An 18,752-nucleotide genomic window follows, 5' to 3' on the forward strand; every position below is an offset into this window, starting at 1 on the left:
ATACACCCCTTAGAATTCATCGGATTAACCAGGGGGGTTTTCCAATGTCTATTCTAAGGGGTGCACACTAGGCGGCAAGGGGGATTTTTTTTATAGTATAGAGGACGAGGCATCACAATTGTTTTCCATTTTACCCATACCATCTCCCGGCACGGCCACTACACTATAAACAGACTATAAGGAGGTGTCGTTCATGGCAATAAGATCAACCCGCAGACTGCTTCGCGATTCGCTGCAGCAGCAAAGAAGTCAGACGCGAACCGGCCGGCGCCTGCTGAGGCAGCAGGAAGCAACCACCAAAGCCATTACTGGCACGAGAACGGAGCTGGTCAGCGGACTCACTCAGCTCCGAGAGCAAGTGCAGCTGAATCAGCAGCAGCTTCCACAGGCCTTCGAGGAAATCGCCCAAACGAGGTCGGTATTGGCCAACGGAATCGAGCAGATACGTGCTCAAATCCAGGTGAACCGGCAGGAAGCTCCTCCCGCCCTATCCCGTTTGGAGCAAATGCAATCCGGGCTGGTGCAAGAAACTTCCCGGATCGGCGCTCGCGTCCAGGAGAACCATGTCCAAACCGCACAAAGGCTCGAGCGGCTGGCCCAAGATCAAGGAGCTTTGGGAACGACGGCAGAGCGAATCCAGGTTCAGTTGGAGTCTAATCAGCAGCAAACGCAGCAAATTCTGACCGATTTGAATCAATCGCAGAAAGCTCTGGTTCTTGCCGCCGAATCCATCAAGCAGCAGATGCAGGTCAATCAACAGCAGTTGGAGCAGCACTTCGGTCAGATTTCGCAGCTCATGCAGCAGCAGCTCACGGTTCTTGTCCAAATCGTACAAAACACAGCTTCCCAAAACCAGGAAGGGGACGTCTGATCTCCTCCCCCCGCATCGTGCTTCTCTGCAGAACACAGCCGAGGCACGGTGCGGGCGGACAGCGGTCCCCGCTCCTGCATCTTCGCTTCCTTTAAGCTGAAGGCCCCGAAAACAACCCAGGTCTCTGATGAACAAATCAGGTAAAAAGCTAAAGGTTTCATTCACGTTCATCCTGCCTCGCTATTTTCTATTCGGATATGGGCATCTCACCCATAATATGGTACGATGGGGATAGTTCTCCATAAGGAGGGAACTGTCATGTCCGTTCATCCTCTGCTCGGTGCCATTCAACAATCCATGACATTCTCGGGCCGTCTCGAAGCCGACGTGAGCCGCCTGCTGCATATGCACCACTGTCCCAAAACCGCTGAGCACAGCGTGCGGGTGGGCCGTGAAGCCGAACGACTAGCCGCAGCATTCGGCGCCCTTCCCGAAGCAGCCAGGAAAGCGGGACTACTGCACGATATTAGCGCAATCTTTCCTAACAGTGAAAGAATCCGTACAGCCGAAGCGCTCGGAATCGATATTTTGCCCGAGGAAGCGGCCTTCCCCATGATCATCCACCAGAAAATCTCCCGCGTCATTGCCCAAGATCTTTTTCAAATTCACGATGTAACGATATTGGATGCTATAGAATGTCATACAACTTTGAAAGCGAATCCAACCCAAATGGACTTGATTGTGTTTGTAGCGGACAAAATCGAATGGGATCAGCCGGGAACGCCTCCCTATTTGGACAAGCTGCTGTCGGCGCTCGATACCTCCCTGGAACACGGCGCCTTCGTTTATATCGAGCACTTATGGAATCAGCGGGATCGATTGAAGGTTATTCATCCCTGGCTTCTCGATGCATATAAGGATTTGGAACCGATTTGTATGAAAAATCCATAGAAACGGAGAACCCTGACGATGAATAAAGTGGTTGTTATAGGCTCCGGCGGTTCGGGTAAATCAACATTTTCGAGACAATTAAGCGATCGGACCGGGCTTCCCGTCTATCATCTGGACGCGCTGAACTGGCGCCCCGGCTGGGTTGCTACTCCCAAGGAGGAATGGGACGCGCTTATGAGGCAGCTGGTCGGTAAGGACACGTGGATCATTGACGGCAACTACGGCAGGACGATGGATATGCGTTTAGCGGCGGCCGATACGATTATATTTCTCGACATGCCGCGGCATCTTTGCGTCTATCGGATTATCAAACGAAGAATGATGTATCGCGGCAAAACGCGGCCCGATTTAGCCGAAGGCTGCCCCGAACGGCTCGATTTGAAATTCGTCAAATGGGTATGGAGCTACAGACAGACAAGCCGCCCTGCCCTGTTGAACAAGCTAAGCGCATTAACCGGTCACAAAACGATCTATATTCTGCGAACTCCCCGGGAAGTCCGGCAGTTTCTGGAGCAGCTCCCCGAGGCCATATCCAGCGTCTGAACGATTCCATCCGCAACACCATTTTACAAAAAGAGGGAGAGCTGCAGCCATGAAAGCGGTTATGTTCGATTTGTTCGAAACCTTGATTACCGAGTTTGCCGACGGGGCACGCAAAGTGCCGCGTATTAACGAGCTGGATGAGCAGTGGGGCTTAAGCAGGCGGGAGTACGATGAGGAATGGCGCGTACGTCAGGAACGGAGAATGAACGGCACCTTCCCCGACTACCCTTCGGTTCTCCGCGATATGTGGCAGGGTAAAGGCAAGTCCCTGGATGAAGCCCATATCCAAAAGCTCTATTCTTCAAGGCTGTATGCCAAATCCATACCCTTTCAGGATATTTCCCCTCATATTATTTACATGTTAAAAAGATTAAAAGCCAACGACCTTCGTCTGGGACTTATCAGCAATTGTACGGAAGAGGAGGTTCGCGCATGGGAAAGCAGCGGGCTGGCTTCGTACTTTGATGAAGTGATCTTTTCTTATCAGACGGGATATGCCAAACCGGATGCCCGAATATATGGATTGGCCTGTACCCGCTTGCAGGTGCGGCCCGAGGAATCGGTGTTCGTCGGTGACGGCGGCTCCCAGGAGCTGGAAGGCGCGGCGGAGGCAGGTATGAAGCCCTACCGGGCAGCATGGTTCGCACCCCGTAACGAAAAATTCAAGGAATTCGAGCAGCTTCAGGAGCCCGAGGAGCTGTTAGCACGCCTCGGCCTGGACTGAGATCTATTCCAAACGGTAAAAGAGGTGATCCTATTGGCAACGGTTGTCAGACATAAGGAAAGCGGCAAGACCTACGTTCTGGTCGGTACCGGATATGGAGCCTATAAAGCTATGCTGCCAAGCGTCCTTGGCGGGAGCTTATTTCCCCATGAAGAGTCCGCGGAAATTCCATTGGCCGCCGTAAGCGACCGCTACGGGAACATAATCTGGATGCTTACCGAGGAGCTGCAGGTGATAGAAATTGATGGACAGCCCGTTCAAAGCTTTTTTCCGGACGAACCCGCTCTGCAGTATCAGCATACGGCCGAAGTCTTGGATGAGGCTTGTCCGGCATGCGGTTTCCGGGTTACCTCCATCACGAAATCATGCCCCTCCTGCGGTCTTACCTTACTCCCGGACGAACATGAGGAAGCATAAATCCGCCTGATGCTGTCATAGTAATCAGGATTTGAACCCCTTCTTATCCAACGCTTCCTGTTATGGAACGGCTCTATTCACTTCTACTCGATAGGGCCGCTTTGTCGCCTATCAAGCGGTTGATTTTCCCTTCCAAATGCTGAAGCTCCGTCCGTAAGGGCCCGACTTCAGGAAATCGTTGCGCATAATACCTCAGGAGCTTCCTGGCCTCAGCTAATTTGCCGCTGCGCACGGCCAACTCGGCCATTAGAAGCCCTGCCCTCCAAGCCTTTACCTCCGGATCCGGGGGCTCTGTTCCACGATAGGCGGCTATCGATTCGTGATAAGCCGCCATGTCCTTTTGGGCTTGCCGAACGAGCTCCCTCGCCTGACCTGCCTGCGCCTGCGCTAAATAATAATGCGCGTCAGGATAGTCCGGGGCTTGCCGCAATAGCCCTTTGCATAGCCTCGATGCCTCCCCCCATTCCTGACGCAATAAATGGATTTTGGCCCTATACAGCTGCACCATCCCTATGGCAGTAAAGCCGGGGGCCGCCGGCGCCAGCCGTTCCGCCTCCTGCAAGCAGTCCATGGCAAGGTCGTAATCCCCGTTGTTAAAGCATTCTCTGCCGTAGAAGAACCAGCCCGACGGATTCAAGGGCTCCTCCTCAACCATGAGCTGCAGGAGCTTCATGGAACGCTCGCTTTTGAGCCGGCCTTGCCATATAACTGGATCATAGCCGTCGTGAATCAAGCGGATTCTTGCTTTGCGGCTGATCGTCTTCACCCGCTCCTCCAGCCCGCCCTGCGGCGCAAGCTGCTCATGAATTCGGCCGAAATACCGAAGGCCGTGGCGAAGGGAAAACATCCGCGACTGCGAAAAATCCTGCTGGTAATGGGCCCCATATTGATTCACCATCCATACCTGCAGGATGACCGGGAGCTCGGAGTCGTCGAATAGGCCGGCGATTTCACGCACATGCCGCGCATCGTCCCGATGCAGGACTTCATCCGCGTCCACCCAGAGCACCCAATCGCTGGTCAGCAGCGAAAGCATCTCGTTGCGCACCTGCGAGAAGCTGTCCCTCCATTCCGTCTCATACAGCTTCACCTCCGGAAACTGTCTCACAATGTCCAAGGTACGATCCGTCGATCCGGTGTCCATCACCACAATCTCATCCACGGCTCCAATCAGGCTGTGGAGGCACCTCTCTATGCATCGTTCTTCATTTCGGACCATAATGGCCGCCGTTACCGTCACCCGCTTGACCTTCAACAGCTCGAGCATATCTTGTCTTACCGGGCCAGGCTGGGACCGCCCTAGAGCGGCATACGCCGCTTGAACCCAATTCGCCTCCGGATCGAGAAGCCACGCTCGCTGAAAAGCCATCTGTGCCATAGCCCCCTGCTGCCGCTCCAGCAAGGTTTGGCCGAGGAGGGCCCAGCCTTGCGCCGCTTCGGGACAAGCTTGGACATAACGGACCGACAGACGTTCAGCCCTATCGAGGTCCTGGTTGTTCATGCATTGTACGATCTGTTCAGCCCAATGAACAGCTTCATCCATTCCTAGTCCCCCTTGGCTCCATGTTCTCCAGCGCGTCCTTTTCCAGCTGTATCGCTTCGCGCCTTCGCTTAAGCTCCTCCCATTCAGGAAATACTTTCAGCAGCTTCCGGTATTCATCATCCGCAGCCGCCAGCTCCCCTCCATCCAGCGCGAGCTCGGCCATCATATAACGCCGCCGCCAGTCCGCGATATCGTGATCGGCCGGATCCGGCCCCCGATAGGTAGCGAAGCCCTGCATCGCAAGATTCAAGCTCCGCTCGGCTTCCCGAAATCGTTCTTCCGCCATTCGCATATGAATTTGGCTGAGGTAATAGGAGAAGTCGGGGTAGTCCGGAAATGAAACCAGAGCAATCATAACGGCCCGTTCTGCCTCCTCCCAGCGTTTCAACTCCGCCAGAAGGCGCACCTCAAGGACGGCTAGCTCAAGCCGCTCCGGGAAATCATTCAAGGTCTTACCTATTCTGTCTGCTTCCTTTGCATAATACAGAGCTTCTTCCCAGCGGCCCTGCACTGCAAGCTCCTGGCCGCAGCGCAATAGCCACACAGGATCATCCGGCTGCTCCTGCAGCATCCCCTGCAAAAGCTCCAGGCGGATTCCCGCCTTCTCTCCCTCATGCCCGGGACTAGATATGGATTGTAATCTGACTCTAATCTTTCGTCTAAGTAGGGGAAGCTGAGTGTCATCCGTTGCTCTATGCTTCAAAACCTCGAAGACCTTGCCTTCGTAGGAAAGTCCCCTCCCTAGAGGGTACATCCGCGATCTGGCGAAGGTCTGAAGCAAGGCTCCGTTTTTTCTCTGAAACAGAACCAAATCGAGAGCCACAGGCATATTGATCCGCTGGAACAAGCACGCCGCATCCCGAATAGGTCGGGCATCGTCCGGATGCAGCATCTCGTCCGCTTCCAGCCACACTATCCAATCCCCTGTTGCATGAGCATGCGCTTCGTTGCGAACCTGTGCATAACTCCCGTGCCAATCCGCCTGCACGAGCTTCACTCGAGGAAGCTTCCTTACGATATCCAAAGTCCGGTCCGTCGAGCCGTAATCGATCACAATGATCTCGTCCACGGCATTCGATACGCTTCGGATACATTTCTCTATGGTCTCTTCTTCATTGCGAGTAATAACCGCAGCGCTAAGCCTAACCGGCTTCGTTAGCAGCAGCAGCTCAATATCGTAGCGCTCCGTTCCTGCCCCCCGCTTGCCGAGCTCAGACTGGACGCTCCGCATCCATCCGGCCTCGGGGTCTAGCAGCCATGCGCGGTCGAAGACCCTACGGGCGGCCTCGCCATACCCGCGATGCAGTAACGCCTCGCCTAAGGATGCCCATACCTGCGCATCCCACGGGTCTTCTTCCAGCTGTGCCTTGGCTAATCGCTCAGCCAGCCGATAATCTTGCTGCTGCAGCGCTTCCTTGATCGCTTGATGGCTATTCCGGTTCTCCTCCATGCCGGCTCGGACCTCCTTTTGGACAAAGCTTCTTTAACAAGCTGAATAGAAAAAGGCCAACCTTAAGTTGACCTCATCTATCCCGCGATGACTATACGCTTAGAATGACAGGAAAGACGTCCAAGGTGAGCGTATGATCCACCTTGTTCACATAATGCAGGTTGATAATCGCCGGGTAGGTTAATGAGCTACCGTTCATGATTACATAATTGTTATTAGGATTGTAAAAGGCATCATAGGTTAAATTCGGATTCGGATTGTTCAAATCTACCAAATAAATGGCTTTTGCCTTATCGTCTGTCACAGGCGGAAGTATCGAATCCGGGTACAATACTGTCATCACTTGGTTATAATTTACGTGATGGACATTGTAGTCGCCTAACGGTGACGGCTTAACCGACAGCGTTTTGCTGATGACATGTCCTGCCTTATCCTGGGCCGTAACCTTCACATTTGCCCCCGTATCGATGCTGGAGCCGCTTAGGGCCAAGTAATGGTCGGAAGTAATACTGCCACTCAGAGATCCCGTCGCTTCTGCGGAGGTATAGCTTAACTTGTCGCTGTCTCCTTGGGTCGAATCCGTCTTTACATCGGCATCATAGAAAAGACTCAGCAGATCCAAATCAATGAGGTTCGTCTGTCCGCCTTGATCATCGAGATAAATCGTATCGATTCCATTGGGATCCACTATCGGAGCGGCATTCGGCTTAACGGTGATCGGAATTTCCATAAGCGCCGACCGGTTGAAGCTGTCCGTAGCTCTTACCTTCACGTAGAAGGTAACGGTTTCCGTGTTGCCTAATGGCGCTTGAATGTCTACAAAAAGGTCCTGTCCGTCCATTGAAGCGGAAGCATGATAGTTCGTATGCAGCTCATCTTTATTCTCAAGCTGTATTTGTAACCTGCTGCCGCTAAAGTAGGAACCCAAATGCAGGAACTCAAACCGCTTACTCAAAAGCCCATCCGTATAAGAGTTCGGTCCTGGCACCCCGATCACCGTTGGTGCAGGTGCCGCCTTTATCATCACGGGCACTTCTAGAACGGCGCTTTTCCCGTATCGGTTCGTCCCTTTTACTTTGACCACAGCAGATGTGTCCACATTCTCAGGATAGTTCGCTCCATAAAACTCAATAGACGGGCCTTCCCCGCCATATATCCATGTATAGACTTCACCCGCTGTACTGGCGTCCTCCTCTACCGTATAGCTTAACAAACCGCTGTCGTCACTAAAGTACTTATTTAAATAAACCCGCTGCCCTTCTCCTTCCATCATGCCGTTGGTAACGCTTATTTTGTCGCCGTCATAGCTCTTGACCGTCGGCGCAGCATAATCCGTAACGAAACGAATGTTAATCTCCTTGGACGTGCCGTTGGCCGGGTTTCTGCCAATGACCGTAAACTGCGCATCCCCTATCGTCTCACCAAAGACGAGCTGCGCTTGATCCGTTTGGTTCCCTTCGATGCCGACCGTCATATGGCTGCCCTCCGGCAGCGAAGTCAACTCGAAATCCGTTGCGCCTGTACCATCAAAGATCGACGATAGCTGCACGGCATAAGGATTCGGATAATTTTGCGGGTCATCCTTTTTCCAATGAAGTGTATAGGAGGACAGTACGTCCACCTTGATATTTAACAACGCACTTTTACCAAATTTGTTCGTGGCCTTCACCTGAATCATTTCGGAGCCATCCGTCACTGCCTGCATTCCTTGAATCACCAGCTTGCCGGAGCCCTTATTGATGGAGGCCGTGATAGAGGGCGACATGCTTTCAATGCTGTAGGTTAAGCTTGGAACCTCTCCCGTCGTATCCCAGAAATACTCAGATACATTCACCGTTTTAAATTCAGTTACACCCATAAACCACTGTATAGGGTCCGGGCTGCCCATAACCTTCGGAGCCGGGTATTCTATCACAACCGGGAGGTTAATCGTTGCACTGTTTTTATATGTATTCGTCGCCGTTATCTGGAGGATTGGCGGGTTAGGCAGGAACGATGCCGGATTCACGTTATAAATCATTAATGTCCCGTCATTTTCATCAATGGCAGCATCCATGTAATCCGGTTTTTTTAATGTGAATTTTAATGGCGAGCCTGGCTCCGTTGCGAAGTAGGCGGCCATGGACACGGATTGGGGTTCCGACCATCCTATCTTCCATTGGATAGGGTCCGGCAGGCCGATGATGACAGGCACCGGATTATGGTTAACTTGAACTTGGACTTGAACGGTCACATCCTTGGAAACTCCCGTAGCCATGTTGGTCCCCTTCAGCTTGAGCACGGTATCGGCGGCCTTACCGCTGAATACGATACTGGCATTCGTACTTTCATTATCAGCTATCGTCGCTATAAGACCGTTGCCGGGTGCTTGCATGATCTCAAAATGATTTGCCGCTATGTCCGCAAACATGGGAGACAGCTGAACGGTAAACGGCATGGTGATATTATCGGGAACCTCGATAGTATACGTCGTTTCAACGGACTGAATCATGACAGGCACGTTCAATGTCGCGCTGTTTCCGTATTGGTTGGTCGCCGTTACCTGAATCTCTGCCGTGGTCCCTGCATATTGGCCCAGTGCACTAGTCCCCGTAAGCGTCAAAACGCCGGCCGGATCGATGGCCGCCTCAATATAGCTATAGGAGCTCTTGACTGCGAAGCTCAGGCTCTCCTCTGCCGTCTTCGTAAAATAGGAAGCCACAGGCAGCATCTGCGACTGTACCTGCCCCGCTATCAGAACAACGGCGTTCGGCTTGCCGTTCACGCCCGGCGTCGGTTTTACCGTAGAGCCGGTTTTATATAGAGGCTCAATCCCGTTCAACAGCGTTCTGACATCGGCAGCCTGCGTCACTTCGGAAGCATGCGCCGCAATATACTTCGTGACATCTCCGATATCGATCCGCTTATCCGCTCCGGCGTCCAATACATGAACCTTGAATTCCTCGAGCTTGCCGGAGTCGTCGGATATCGTCACCATAGAGGAGCCTACCTGGTCTCCCCGCAGACTCAACGGATTTTGGCCCGAATAGGAATAAGTAGCATAGACAACGCCGCTGACGGATTGTGAAGTGACCTTGTATGAGCTGAGATTGCTTAAATAGTCGTTCAAATAAATCGTTGTTTCCGTTCCTTGTGCAATCGTCATATCTTGAATTGGATGCAGCACAACAGCCGGAGCAGCCATTACGGCGGAAGGCACAGCAATAACGGACATCACAGCCGCTGCAGATGCCGCTTTTGTAACCAGGCTTTTGGATACCATGGAATCCACCTCAAAGTTCCAATTTAATGTAATTAACTATTATTCTATCATACGGTCTAGTAAAAAACAGCAGCTTTGCCGCGTGAACCCAAGGAATATGCTCTATTCCCCCAGCTTTCTTCCGCCCTTTGACGTTCCCGATGGGGATCGGCCCTTTTTCCCGCCAAATATTAAGGATATATGAAGAGCTGCCCTTCTCTCCATAAAACCTTTAAATCCCGCTGACGCTGTCTTTACAACAGGGACTTATACTGAACAAGGCAGTTGAGAATGCAGAAATACGATGAACTCACTGTGATAATGGTTAGGGGTGAAATGAAAGCTATGAGTCTTATGCCAAAAGATATCAGGATGCCCTCCTCCGCCGCTTCCACCAGGCCCGTCCGCAGAGCGCGTATCCGTAGCCTGAGCCCTCTGCGCTGGAGAGAGCATCTGCTTGCTTACTTGTTCCTGGCTCCATCACTGCTGCTGTTCGGCATCTTCCTTTTTTATCCCTTGCTGAAATCGGTTTATTTGAGCCTCCACCTGACTGACCCGCGCGGACGGATTGCGGCCTTCGCCGGATTGGAAAACTTCCAGGAGCTGCTAACTTCCGAGAAATTTTATCAAAGCTTGAAGGTGACTTTCTCCTTCACCTTGCTTACCGTACCTACCGGACTTGTCGCCGCACTTCTTCTCGCCGCCCTCTCTCATAACAAGCTGCGGGGAATGCGCGTATTCCAATTCGTCTTCTCGCTGCCGATTGCCATTTCCGTCGGAACCGGCTCGGTTATCTGGATGATGCTGTATCATCCGAGCGTCGGGATTTTGAATTATGTACTGGGCCTCTTCGGCACCCAGCCGGTAGGCTGGCTGACTGACCCTGCTGTGGCCCTTCTGTCCGTATCGGTCATGACGGTATGGATGAATCTCGGCTTCAATTATATTGTTCTGTTGAGCGGGCTGCAGGGCGTTCCGGAAGAAATTTACGACAGCGCCAAGATTGACGGGTCCGGGCCGATCCGAACCTTTGTGCAGCTGACCTTGCCGCTCATTTCTCCGACGATCTTTTTCACGGCCATCGTGTCCGTTATCGGGGCATTCCAGTCGTTCGGGCAGATGCACATTCTAACCAAAGGCGGCCCCATGAATACGACGGATGTTGTGGTCTACAACATTTATCAGGATGCGTTCGTCAACTTCCGCTTCGGGATCGGCAGCGCGCAGGCGCTCCTGCTGTTCGCATTCATTCTTATTTTGACGATTATTCAGTTCAAATTTTTTGAAAAGAAGGTGCATTACCAATGAGATCCCGCCTGCAGCAAACGATTCTCTATATTCTGCTGTGTATTGCTGCGGCACTGGTGCTGTATCCCGTGTTCTTTACCTTATCCGCAGCCTTCATGACTCCGGCCGAATCCTCGGCCTATCCGCCCAAATTCATCCCTGGCGGGCTGTACTGGGATAATTTCCTTAAAGTGATTCAGACCGTGCCTATTTTCACCTTCATTGCCAACAGCTTGCTCGTGTCGACTGCCATCATGATAGGGCAGCTTCTTACGGCGAGCCTGGCCGCCTACGCCTTTGCTTATTTAAGATTCGCCGGTAAAAGCGTCCTGTTCGCTCTCTTCCTCTCGACGATGATGATTCCGTGGGAAGTGACGATGATTCCGAATTATTTGACCGTCAAAAGCTGGGGCTGGCTGGATACGTATGAAGGCTTGATCGTGCCATTCCTCGCCACTGCGTTCGGTACGTTCCTGCTTCGCCAGTTTTTCCTGCAGCTTCCGGCCGGCCTGTTCGAAGCCGCCCGTATCGACGGCTGCGGCCATCTCCGCTGCTTCTTCATGCTAGTGCTGCCGTTATCCCGGCCTGCGCTGGCAACACTGGGGGTGTACTCGTTCCTGACGCATTGGAACATGTACCTGTGGCCGCTCTTGATTACGAACGGGGAAAAGATGCGCACTGTCCAAATCGGGATCAGCATGCTGCAATTTGAAGAGATGACCTCGTGGAATCTCGTGCTGGCCGGTGTCACCATCGTACTGCTCCCGTCGCTCCTGCTTCTCGTCTTGGGCATCAAGCAGCTGGTAGGCGGCTTAACGGCAGGCGCTTTGAAGGGCTAGCCCCTTGCATCGGACTCACTTGCGGGAATGATAACGCCATGCGGCTCGCAGCAAGGAACACGGCCTTGTTTTGAACCTAGCTTGTCCTCATCCATCCTCGGGACATCTATTCATTCATAAAAGAAAAAGATCGTATTTCCGCTTTTGCATGAAATCTATACATCCAAAAAAAGGGAGAGAACTGTAATGAAGTTTATGAAAAAAAGCCTGATCCCGCTTTGCATGGCATCCGTTATGGCCTTATCCGCATGCGGCAGCAATGCGACCCAACAAGGAGCCGAAGGAGGAAGTAATTCCCAGCCTACAACTGCACCTGTTAAGAGCCAGGAGCCGGTCAAGGTCGTCTGGTGGCATTCCATGAGCGGTGAGCTTGGCAAAGCAGTAGACAAGCTCGTATCCGACTTCAACGCATCCCAGAAAAACGTGGTGGTAGAAGCCGTATTCCAAGGCACTTATGATGAAAGCTTGAACAAAATGAAGGCTTCCATGGACTCCAAGAGCGGTCCCGCACTCATCCAGGTATACGAAGTAGGCAGCCGCTTCATGATTGACTCCAAAGCCATCACTCCTATGCAAAAGTTCATTGATCAGGATAAATATGATCTGTCGCAGCTCGAAGAGAACATTCTGAATTACTATAAAATCGACGGCAAGCTGAATTCCATGCCGTTCAACACGTCCAATCCGATCCTTTATTACAATAAGGATATGTTTAAAGCTGCAGGTCTCAACCCGGAGAAGCCTCCTGTAACTTACGATGACATTGCCAAAGCGGCCAAGGCATTGACCAAGGACGGCAAAACCGGCGCTTCTTTCGCGATTTATGGCTGGTTCATGGAGCAATTTTTCGCTAATCAAGGCGCTGATCTGCTGAACAACGGCAACGGCCGTAACGGGGTGGCCACCGAATCTTTGGTTAACGGCGAAGCCGGCGTGAAAACCTTGAGCTGGTGGAAGCAGCTGGTCGACGACAAGGTCGCCCTCAATCTCGGACGCAAAACCGATGACACGAAAAAAGCGTTCCTCGCCGGCCAAATCGGCATGACCCTCGACTCTACCGGCTCTCTTCGCGGCATTGTAGACGGAGCCCAAGGCAAATTCGAGGTCGGAACGGCCTTCCTGCCTAAGCCTGCCGATGCCAAGGACGGAGGAGTTATCGTTGGAGGAGCAAGCTTGTACATCCTGAACAACCGCAGCGAAGCCGAGCAGAAGGGCGCATGGGAGTTCATCAAGTTCCTGGCCGAGCCGAAGCAGCAAGCTTACTGGCATGTGAACACCGGTTACTTTCCAATCACGAAGAAAGCTTATGATGAGCAAACAGTTAAAGATAACTTAACGAAATATCCGCAGTTGAAGACAGCCGTGGACCAGCTTCACGCGACCAAAGCAAATACGGCGACCCAAGGCGCTGTTATGGGCGTATTCCCGGAAGCCCGCCAGCTGACGGAAACGGCCATTGAGGAAGCATTGAACGGCAAGAAGCAGCCGAAGGAAGCTCTGGACGCCGCAGCCAAGGAAATTACCGGCAAGCTCGCTGCATACAACAAAACGGTGAAGTAGCAGCCAGAATGCATATTTTCCCAACGCTCCGATCATACTAACGAAGTATTGGACTATGGAGCAGGAGGGATAACGGAATGCCTAGCAGCAGAGGACATCAGGGAGCTACCGGGATCGGACAGGCGGAGGAGCAGCTGAACGCCCAAGCCGAGGCTGCAGCCCGAATTCAAGGCGAAAGCGAGCTCGATCAAGCGGTAGCGGCGCAAGCGAATCAGCAGGAAACCGAGCTGGATGAAGTAATCCCATCCGATCAGGAAGCTTAAGCATCAAACAAAAGACGACTCCAATTCCGCAAATCCCGGAATGAGAGTCGTCTTTTTTGAATCATATCAGAGCACTTATTGAACATAGTTGCCGTAATCGGGAACGGCTAACTGATCGAAATGGTCGGCCAACGCCTTCAAGCCGTTCGTCAAAGCCTCTCCCCGCATGGGTTCCCCATGTCCGGTCACGGCGGCAGTCGGCTGCAATTGCTGTAAGGTCAGCACGGATTCCTTGGCTGCCTTCCAATCCGTTGTCAGGTACCTTGGAGGGCCATGAACCTCCGGTTCCTGCATGAGTACTTTGTACAAAGAGTCCTGCCTGACGGTCACAAAGGCGTCCCCCGCAATTAATGTTCGGTCACTCTCTCTAAACAGGGAAACATGTCCCGGCGCATGCCCGGGCGTATGAATCCAGCGAAACTCCGGCAGATGAGGAACTGCCCCGTCAGCCGGCAGCGACCTTACATGTTCCCCTAAATCAATCGGAGTATTCGGAAATAGGAACGACATCTTCGCCACAAGCCCGCCCTCCACCGTCAGATCCGGCGCCGGATAGCTCTGTTGACCCGTTAAGAAAGGCAGCTCCAGCTCATGCGCGTAAATAGGGATTCCTTTCCAATGCTCCGCTAGCTCTATAATCGCGCCCACATGGTCAAAGTGCCCATGAGTTAGCACGATGGCTTCGGGACGATGGTTCGTACCGAAGCGATTCTCGACAGCGGCAATAATAGCCTCGGCCGAGCCGGGCATTCCCGCGTCTATCAGCACGAAGCGCTTCCGTTCCGGGCTTCCTATCATAACGATATTCACAATCTGGATCGTATGACACCATACATCCGGCGCTGCCTCGACGCCCGAGCCGCTTCCTATCGAAGTCATGGGAATGTATTTGTAATCCGTTCCGTAAGTCATTTCTTGATCCGTGTTCACTGGTTTTTCCCTCTTTTCCTGTAAGGTGTAAGGTCTTTATTATGCAGTCAAGATTTTTTCCAGGGCGGGTCTCCGTGCTTATGAATGATATCCGAAATCTTATAGAAAACCAGCGGGATAGCTATGGTCAATATCGTGCACCCGATCACCATCCCCGACGGCAGCCGCTTAATGAAGATCTCCCACAGATCGACCTCTCCTTTCCGATTTCAAAATGCTCCCGCTTCTCTGAACCTCAGATTCGACGGTCACTTCCACTTTAGCTTTAGTGAACAGCTTCCGGCCCTCCTCCCAATCCTTCTGAATGCTCTTCCACACTTCATAATGGTCCCTGTACAAAAAGAGTTCCAGATCAACAACATCTCTGCCATATTTTTTCTGAAGCTTATTCATGGCGTTATCTGCAATGCTTTTGATCTTCTGCGATAGGGCGGCCTCCAGCTTCATTATCGCTTCTTCCTTTGTCATATCCATTTGTTTGAAGCTCTGGTCGACAATTCCTTTGGTACGAATATCAATGTGGAAAACCGGGCGCTCCGGGTCACTGACCTCGACCCACAGTCTTCGTCTCTCCCAATTGATTTCGTATCCGACCAGCCCCCCTTCTATCTCGGCATTAATGACTCCGCCACTCACGCTACCTCTTAACAAATTGATGCCCGCCGTGTCTCTCCCCCCGATAAAATCAATCAAATTATTGGTTCTTCCGTCGAATAAGGCGCTGCCTATGATGGAAATATCTCCTCGGTCCTTCGATACGGAAACCAGCTGAATTAAGAAGCTTTCCCGCTTCAGCAATTTTTCGTGAACCTCGCCTAATCTGGATTCTTCCAGCATGCGGGAGCTTTTCCTTGTGTTCTCTGCCGCCGAGGAAATGAACCTTGCCGGCAATTTCTCATTGGGAGGCTTTACCTCCAGTACTTGCTTGGCTTCTCCCTTGACAACCATGATCTTAAGCGATCTCCGCATTTCGCTGTCCCTTAGAAAATAATCAATCGTATCGGCAAACGCCCCTTCCTTTCTCGCTACCTCATCCGAAATAAGCACGACCTGAAGATGCTCGAAAAAGGGGGCACGGCTTGTTTTGGAGGCCAGCTTGGCCGCAAGCGAGGTCAACGTATCGCCATCAAGCGTAATGTTGAAATAGGCTCGGTTTGCTCCGCCCCCCGAATCCGTGCTGCCGCTTTGCTTGATACCTGATGGAACAACCAGTTGATAGGTGACCATAAACTCCCCCTTTTGCCCCTTTGCTGCCTTGCCTTCCTTACCGTTTGAATCCTTCATGGTATCGATGGCAATGCCAATGACAAAACCGCGTTCATCAATCTCTACACGGTCCCAGCAGCCGGTGGTAAAGAGCAAAATAAGGATAGCGGCTAACATCCCTGCTACTTTATCAACCACAGTCCGTCACCCCTCGAAGCTTGGCCAGGATCAGGAGCATGAGAGGCAGGACACCTGCAAACAAAATTCCCAAATAGCTTATCAGGTCGCCCAACATAGTAAACTCCGCCTGATCCTTCGGCAGCATTCCAAGCAAATACACGATGGGACTTAGGATCAGAATGCAAGTGCGCTTGGACATTTTTTTGAAGAGAGAAGTGTAGCAAATCACCGATACGTCCATAGCCATGCTGGTTGTATTGAAGATCGTCATCATCCAGATGACGAAGAATAACGATTCGAACCTTTCAAAAAACTCACCCGGTATTTTGACTTCCTTAGCAATCTCAATGGCGGGATACATAATGTTCATGGCTCCTGCATGCGAAAAGATGCCGATTCCAAAAATAAAAATAATTAAGTAGAAGATGACCGGAATGGCTATGCCATAGACCATCGCTTTGGCCGTCTCCTTCGGACGTCTCATTAAGCTTCCATAGAAGAGAACAATTTCAAAGCCCAGCATCGAATACATGGCCTGCTGCGATCCTTTTAAGATTTCTTTAGGGCTGGAGATAAAAAAGGGCTTCAGGTTGTTCAAATCAAAAATTCCGATACTAAGTGCCATCATCAGTAGAGCTATCGAAAGAACGATCGGCAGGAACAGCACGTTTAATCGGATTAAGCCTACCCTGGAGCCTGAAACCGCATAAATGACCACAAGCAGAAACGTCATAGCGATAAACTCAATTGGTGTCCTTACGAATAAATATTGTTTGGAAATACTTGCAATAGCCCGCATCTCATAGGCACAGAACAGAAAGAAGTAAATGCCCTGCAGAAATATAAGCACACAGGCTATAGGCTTCGTTACAATAAGGCAGGCATATTCGAAAAATGTTTTGTGGTGATAACGGTTCACCAGCATGGATACGACGATGCCGAACACTACGGTTATCGTACCTGCCAGAAGAATGGACATCCACCCGTCCGACGACTTCGTGGAGGAAGCCACCAGCCTCGGTAAGGTGAGGACTCCGACCCCTATCAGCATGGAGGACACGGTCATGATCATTTCCTTTTGCCCGACTTCCTCATCCGCATATTTGAAAATTCCCATGAGCCCCCTCCTTACCGTTAAGTTTTTGTACGCTTCTTATCCTGAGGCTTCACCATCTCAGGACGGCTATCCAGCAGTTCAACAGGCGCCCTCATCAGCAGCTCCTTCCAATCCTTCACGAACATCGGCGCTATAGGAGTCGAGTAAGGAACCCCGAAGCTCTGTAAATTAACTAGATGAATATTAATCATGATATAAGCCAGCACAATCCCGTATATCCCGAATAACCCGGCCGCAAGCATGATGGCAAACCTAAGCATTCTTAGCGAGATGGCAAAGCTGTAAGCTGGCAGGGTAAAGGAGGCAATGGCAGTAATAGCTACAATGATAACCATAATCGGGCTCACGATGCCTGCCGTTACTGCCGCCTCCCCTATAACAAGACCGCCGACAATGCCGATCGTTTGACCGATCGGCTTGGGCAGCCGTATGCCCGCTTCCCGCAGCAGCTCGAGCGTCCCCTCCATCATGAAGGCTTCGACAACGGCCGGGAACGGAACCCCTTCTCTGGCTCCGGCGATGGAGAAGGCCAGCTTGGATGGCAGCATGCCATGGTGGAATTCCGTTAAAGCAATATAGAGCCCCGGCAAAAAAGTAGCAATAAATGCCGCTGTCAATCGAAGCAGCCGGATGACGCTCGATATCATCCAGTTCTGGTACATATCCTCAGGCGAATGAAATGAGGCGACCAGGGTAATCGGCAAAATCAGCTGGAAAGGCGTTCCGTCCACCAGGATGGCCACACGGCCCTCCAATAATGCTGCAGCTACTTTGTCCGGCCTCTCCGTATTTAATACTTGCGGAAACGGAGACATCACGTTATCCATGATCCATTGCTCGATAAACCCGGAGCCTTCCATATCATCCCGGTTGATCGTGCCCAGCCTTCGTTTAACCTCATCGACCAGCTTGGGATTGACAATATCCTCAATATAAGCAACGATAACCTCCTTTGGGATACGCTTTCCGATTTTATAGGCGTCAAACCGGAGATTGGGATCCGGCAGTCTTCTTCGAATCAATGAGGTCGTCGTGCAAATATCCTCCGTAAAGCCCTCTCGCGGGCCTCGAATGAGTGCTTCCGTCTCTGGTTCATCCACTCCCCGGCTTTTCCAGCCCTTCGTTCCGATAACCAGCGCCTTGCTGCTGCCATGGATGAGAAGTGCCGTATCTCCGGAAAGAATGGCGTTTAGAACGTCGCCCATCCCACTTACTTCCATAATGGAATGTAAGGGAAGCAGCTCCAGACGCATAAAAGAGATAAACGCATCCCCTTCGGCCGGAACAATTCTATTGGAATCCTCCAAGCTGATCAGCAGGCTTTTCAAAATTTGACCGTTGATAAGATCTCTATTGACGAGTCCGTCGATGCACAGGATAGCACATGAGTGGATGCTGCCGAGCTTAAATTCCTTCACCACAAGGTCGCTCGGAAAACCCAGCTTATGCCCAATATGATCCAAATTGACCTGAATATCTACAGACAGCAGGTTCCCCGGGTTCGTCATGTCTGCACACCGCCTTAAAGGTTTACGATACCAGTTATTACTATTACCTGATCCAGCTGCGATTATCCAAATCGAGCCATTAGGCCAAGGTAACCCTGTAGTGGAACCCCGAGAACCTGTTGCTAAAAAAAACAGCTCGGCTTGCTGCATTCCTGCAGCAAGCCGAGCTGTGTTCTTATAGC

General features: G+C 51.7%; 16 protein-coding genes. 9 read left to right on the top strand and 7 right to left on the bottom strand.

The window, feature by feature from the left end:
- Window positions 1–193 precede the first annotated feature (193 nt).
- From ABEA66_RS17405 to ABEA66_RS17425, 5 genes are all read left to right on the top strand, one after another.
- Entirely contained in the window at window positions 194–871 is a 678-nt protein-coding gene (locus tag ABEA66_RS17405) for a coiled-coil domain-containing protein (protein ID WP_345589342.1), read from the top strand.
- Between the two features lie 258 nt (window positions 872–1,129).
- Window positions 1,130–1,762, top strand: coding sequence for a bis(5'-nucleosyl)-tetraphosphatase (symmetrical) YqeK (gene yqeK, locus ABEA66_RS17410; protein WP_345589344.1), 633 nt, complete (start codon window positions 1,130–1,132; stop codon window positions 1,760–1,762).
- Between the two features lie 18 nt (window positions 1,763–1,780).
- Window positions 1,781–2,305 carry a DNA topology modulation protein gene (locus ABEA66_RS17415; RefSeq protein ID WP_345589346.1) on the top strand — a complete coding sequence of 175 codons (525 nt, stop codon included), beginning with the start codon at window positions 1,781–1,783 and terminating at the stop codon, window positions 2,303–2,305.
- A 49-nt stretch (window positions 2,306–2,354) separates the two neighbouring features.
- On the top strand, window positions 2,355–3,029 hold the full coding sequence (locus ABEA66_RS17420; RefSeq protein WP_345589348.1) for an HAD family hydrolase: 675 nt from the start codon (window positions 2,355–2,357) through the stop codon (window positions 3,027–3,029).
- 33 nt (window positions 3,030–3,062) lie between these two features.
- The gene (locus ABEA66_RS17425; protein ID WP_345589350.1) at window positions 3,063–3,446 is read left to right on the top strand and encodes a hypothetical protein; all 384 of its coding nucleotides are present in this window, start codon (window positions 3,063–3,065) and stop codon (window positions 3,444–3,446) included.
- Between the two features lie 73 nt (window positions 3,447–3,519).
- On the opposite strand, the gene ABEA66_RS17430 is transcribed toward ABEA66_RS17425, so the two are convergent.
- The 3 genes from ABEA66_RS17430 to ABEA66_RS17440 all read right to left on the bottom strand — a co-directional run bounded on the left by ABEA66_RS17430 (window position 3,520) and on the right by ABEA66_RS17440 (window position 9,701).
- The gene (locus tag ABEA66_RS17430) at window positions 3,520–4,989 is read right to left on the bottom strand and encodes a glycosyltransferase (protein WP_345589352.1); all 1,470 of its coding nucleotides are present in this window, start codon (window positions 4,987–4,989) and stop codon (window positions 3,520–3,522) included.
- The gene (locus tag ABEA66_RS17435) at window positions 4,982–6,439 is read right to left on the bottom strand and encodes a glycosyltransferase (RefSeq protein WP_345589355.1); all 1,458 of its coding nucleotides are present in this window, start codon (window positions 6,437–6,439) and stop codon (window positions 4,982–4,984) included. Before ABEA66_RS17435 ends, ABEA66_RS17430 begins: the two co-directional genes overlap by 8 nt.
- A 91-nt stretch (window positions 6,440–6,530) precedes the next feature.
- Window positions 6,531–9,701, bottom strand: a complete 3,171-nt coding sequence (locus ABEA66_RS17440) for a hypothetical protein (RefSeq protein WP_345589357.1) — start codon at window positions 9,699–9,701, stop codon at window positions 6,531–6,533.
- Window positions 9,702–10,025: 324 nt separating this feature from the next.
- Here ABEA66_RS17440 and ABEA66_RS17445 point away from each other — a divergent pair, with 324 nt between their 5' ends.
- The 4 genes from ABEA66_RS17445 to ABEA66_RS17460 all read left to right on the top strand — a co-directional run bounded on the left by ABEA66_RS17445 (window position 10,026) and on the right by ABEA66_RS17460 (window position 13,629).
- Entirely contained in the window at window positions 10,026–10,988 is a 963-nt protein-coding gene (locus ABEA66_RS17445) for a carbohydrate ABC transporter permease (RefSeq protein WP_345589359.1), read from the top strand.
- A complete protein-coding gene (locus ABEA66_RS17450) occupies window positions 10,985–11,806 on the top strand; it encodes a carbohydrate ABC transporter permease (protein ID WP_079914577.1) in 822 nt (273 codons plus the stop codon). Before ABEA66_RS17445 ends, ABEA66_RS17450 begins: the two co-directional genes overlap by 4 nt.
- 186 nt (window positions 11,807–11,992) lie before the next feature.
- Window positions 11,993–13,366 carry an ABC transporter substrate-binding protein gene (locus tag ABEA66_RS17455; protein WP_345589362.1) on the top strand — a complete coding sequence of 458 codons (1,374 nt, stop codon included), beginning with the start codon at window positions 11,993–11,995 and terminating at the stop codon, window positions 13,364–13,366.
- Window positions 13,367–13,443: 77 nt separating this feature from the next.
- Entirely contained in the window at window positions 13,444–13,629 is a 186-nt protein-coding gene (locus ABEA66_RS17460; RefSeq protein ID WP_079914579.1) for a hypothetical protein, read from the top strand.
- Between the two features lie 75 nt (window positions 13,630–13,704).
- Here ABEA66_RS17460 and ABEA66_RS17465 read toward each other — a convergent pair whose 3' ends face one another.
- The 4 genes from ABEA66_RS17465 to ABEA66_RS17480 all read right to left on the bottom strand — a co-directional run bounded on the left by ABEA66_RS17465 (window position 13,705) and on the right by ABEA66_RS17480 (window position 18,570).
- Entirely contained in the window at window positions 13,705–14,541 is an 837-nt protein-coding gene (locus ABEA66_RS17465) for an MBL fold metallo-hydrolase (protein ID WP_345589420.1), read from the bottom strand.
- A gap of 186 nt (window positions 14,542–14,727) precedes the next feature.
- A complete protein-coding gene (locus tag ABEA66_RS17470; RefSeq protein ID WP_345589365.1) occupies window positions 14,728–15,963 on the bottom strand; it encodes a Ger(x)C family spore germination protein in 1,236 nt (411 codons plus the stop codon).
- Window positions 15,956–17,062: a GerAB/ArcD/ProY family transporter gene (locus ABEA66_RS17475; RefSeq protein ID WP_345589367.1), complete on the bottom strand. Its 1,107-nt coding sequence runs from the start codon at window positions 17,060–17,062 to the stop codon at window positions 15,956–15,958. Before ABEA66_RS17475 ends, ABEA66_RS17470 begins: the two co-directional genes overlap by 8 nt.
- A 17-nt stretch (window positions 17,063–17,079) precedes the next feature.
- The gene (locus ABEA66_RS17480; protein ID WP_079914583.1) at window positions 17,080–18,570 is read right to left on the bottom strand and encodes a spore germination protein; all 1,491 of its coding nucleotides are present in this window, start codon (window positions 18,568–18,570) and stop codon (window positions 17,080–17,082) included.
- Between the last annotated feature and the right edge of the window lie 182 nt (window positions 18,571–18,752).

It is taken from the genome of Paenibacillus vulneris (assembly GCF_039543185.1).
In the GTDB taxonomy this organism is placed as follows: Bacteria; Bacillota; Bacilli; order Paenibacillales; family NBRC-103111; genus Paenibacillus_S; species Paenibacillus_S vulneris.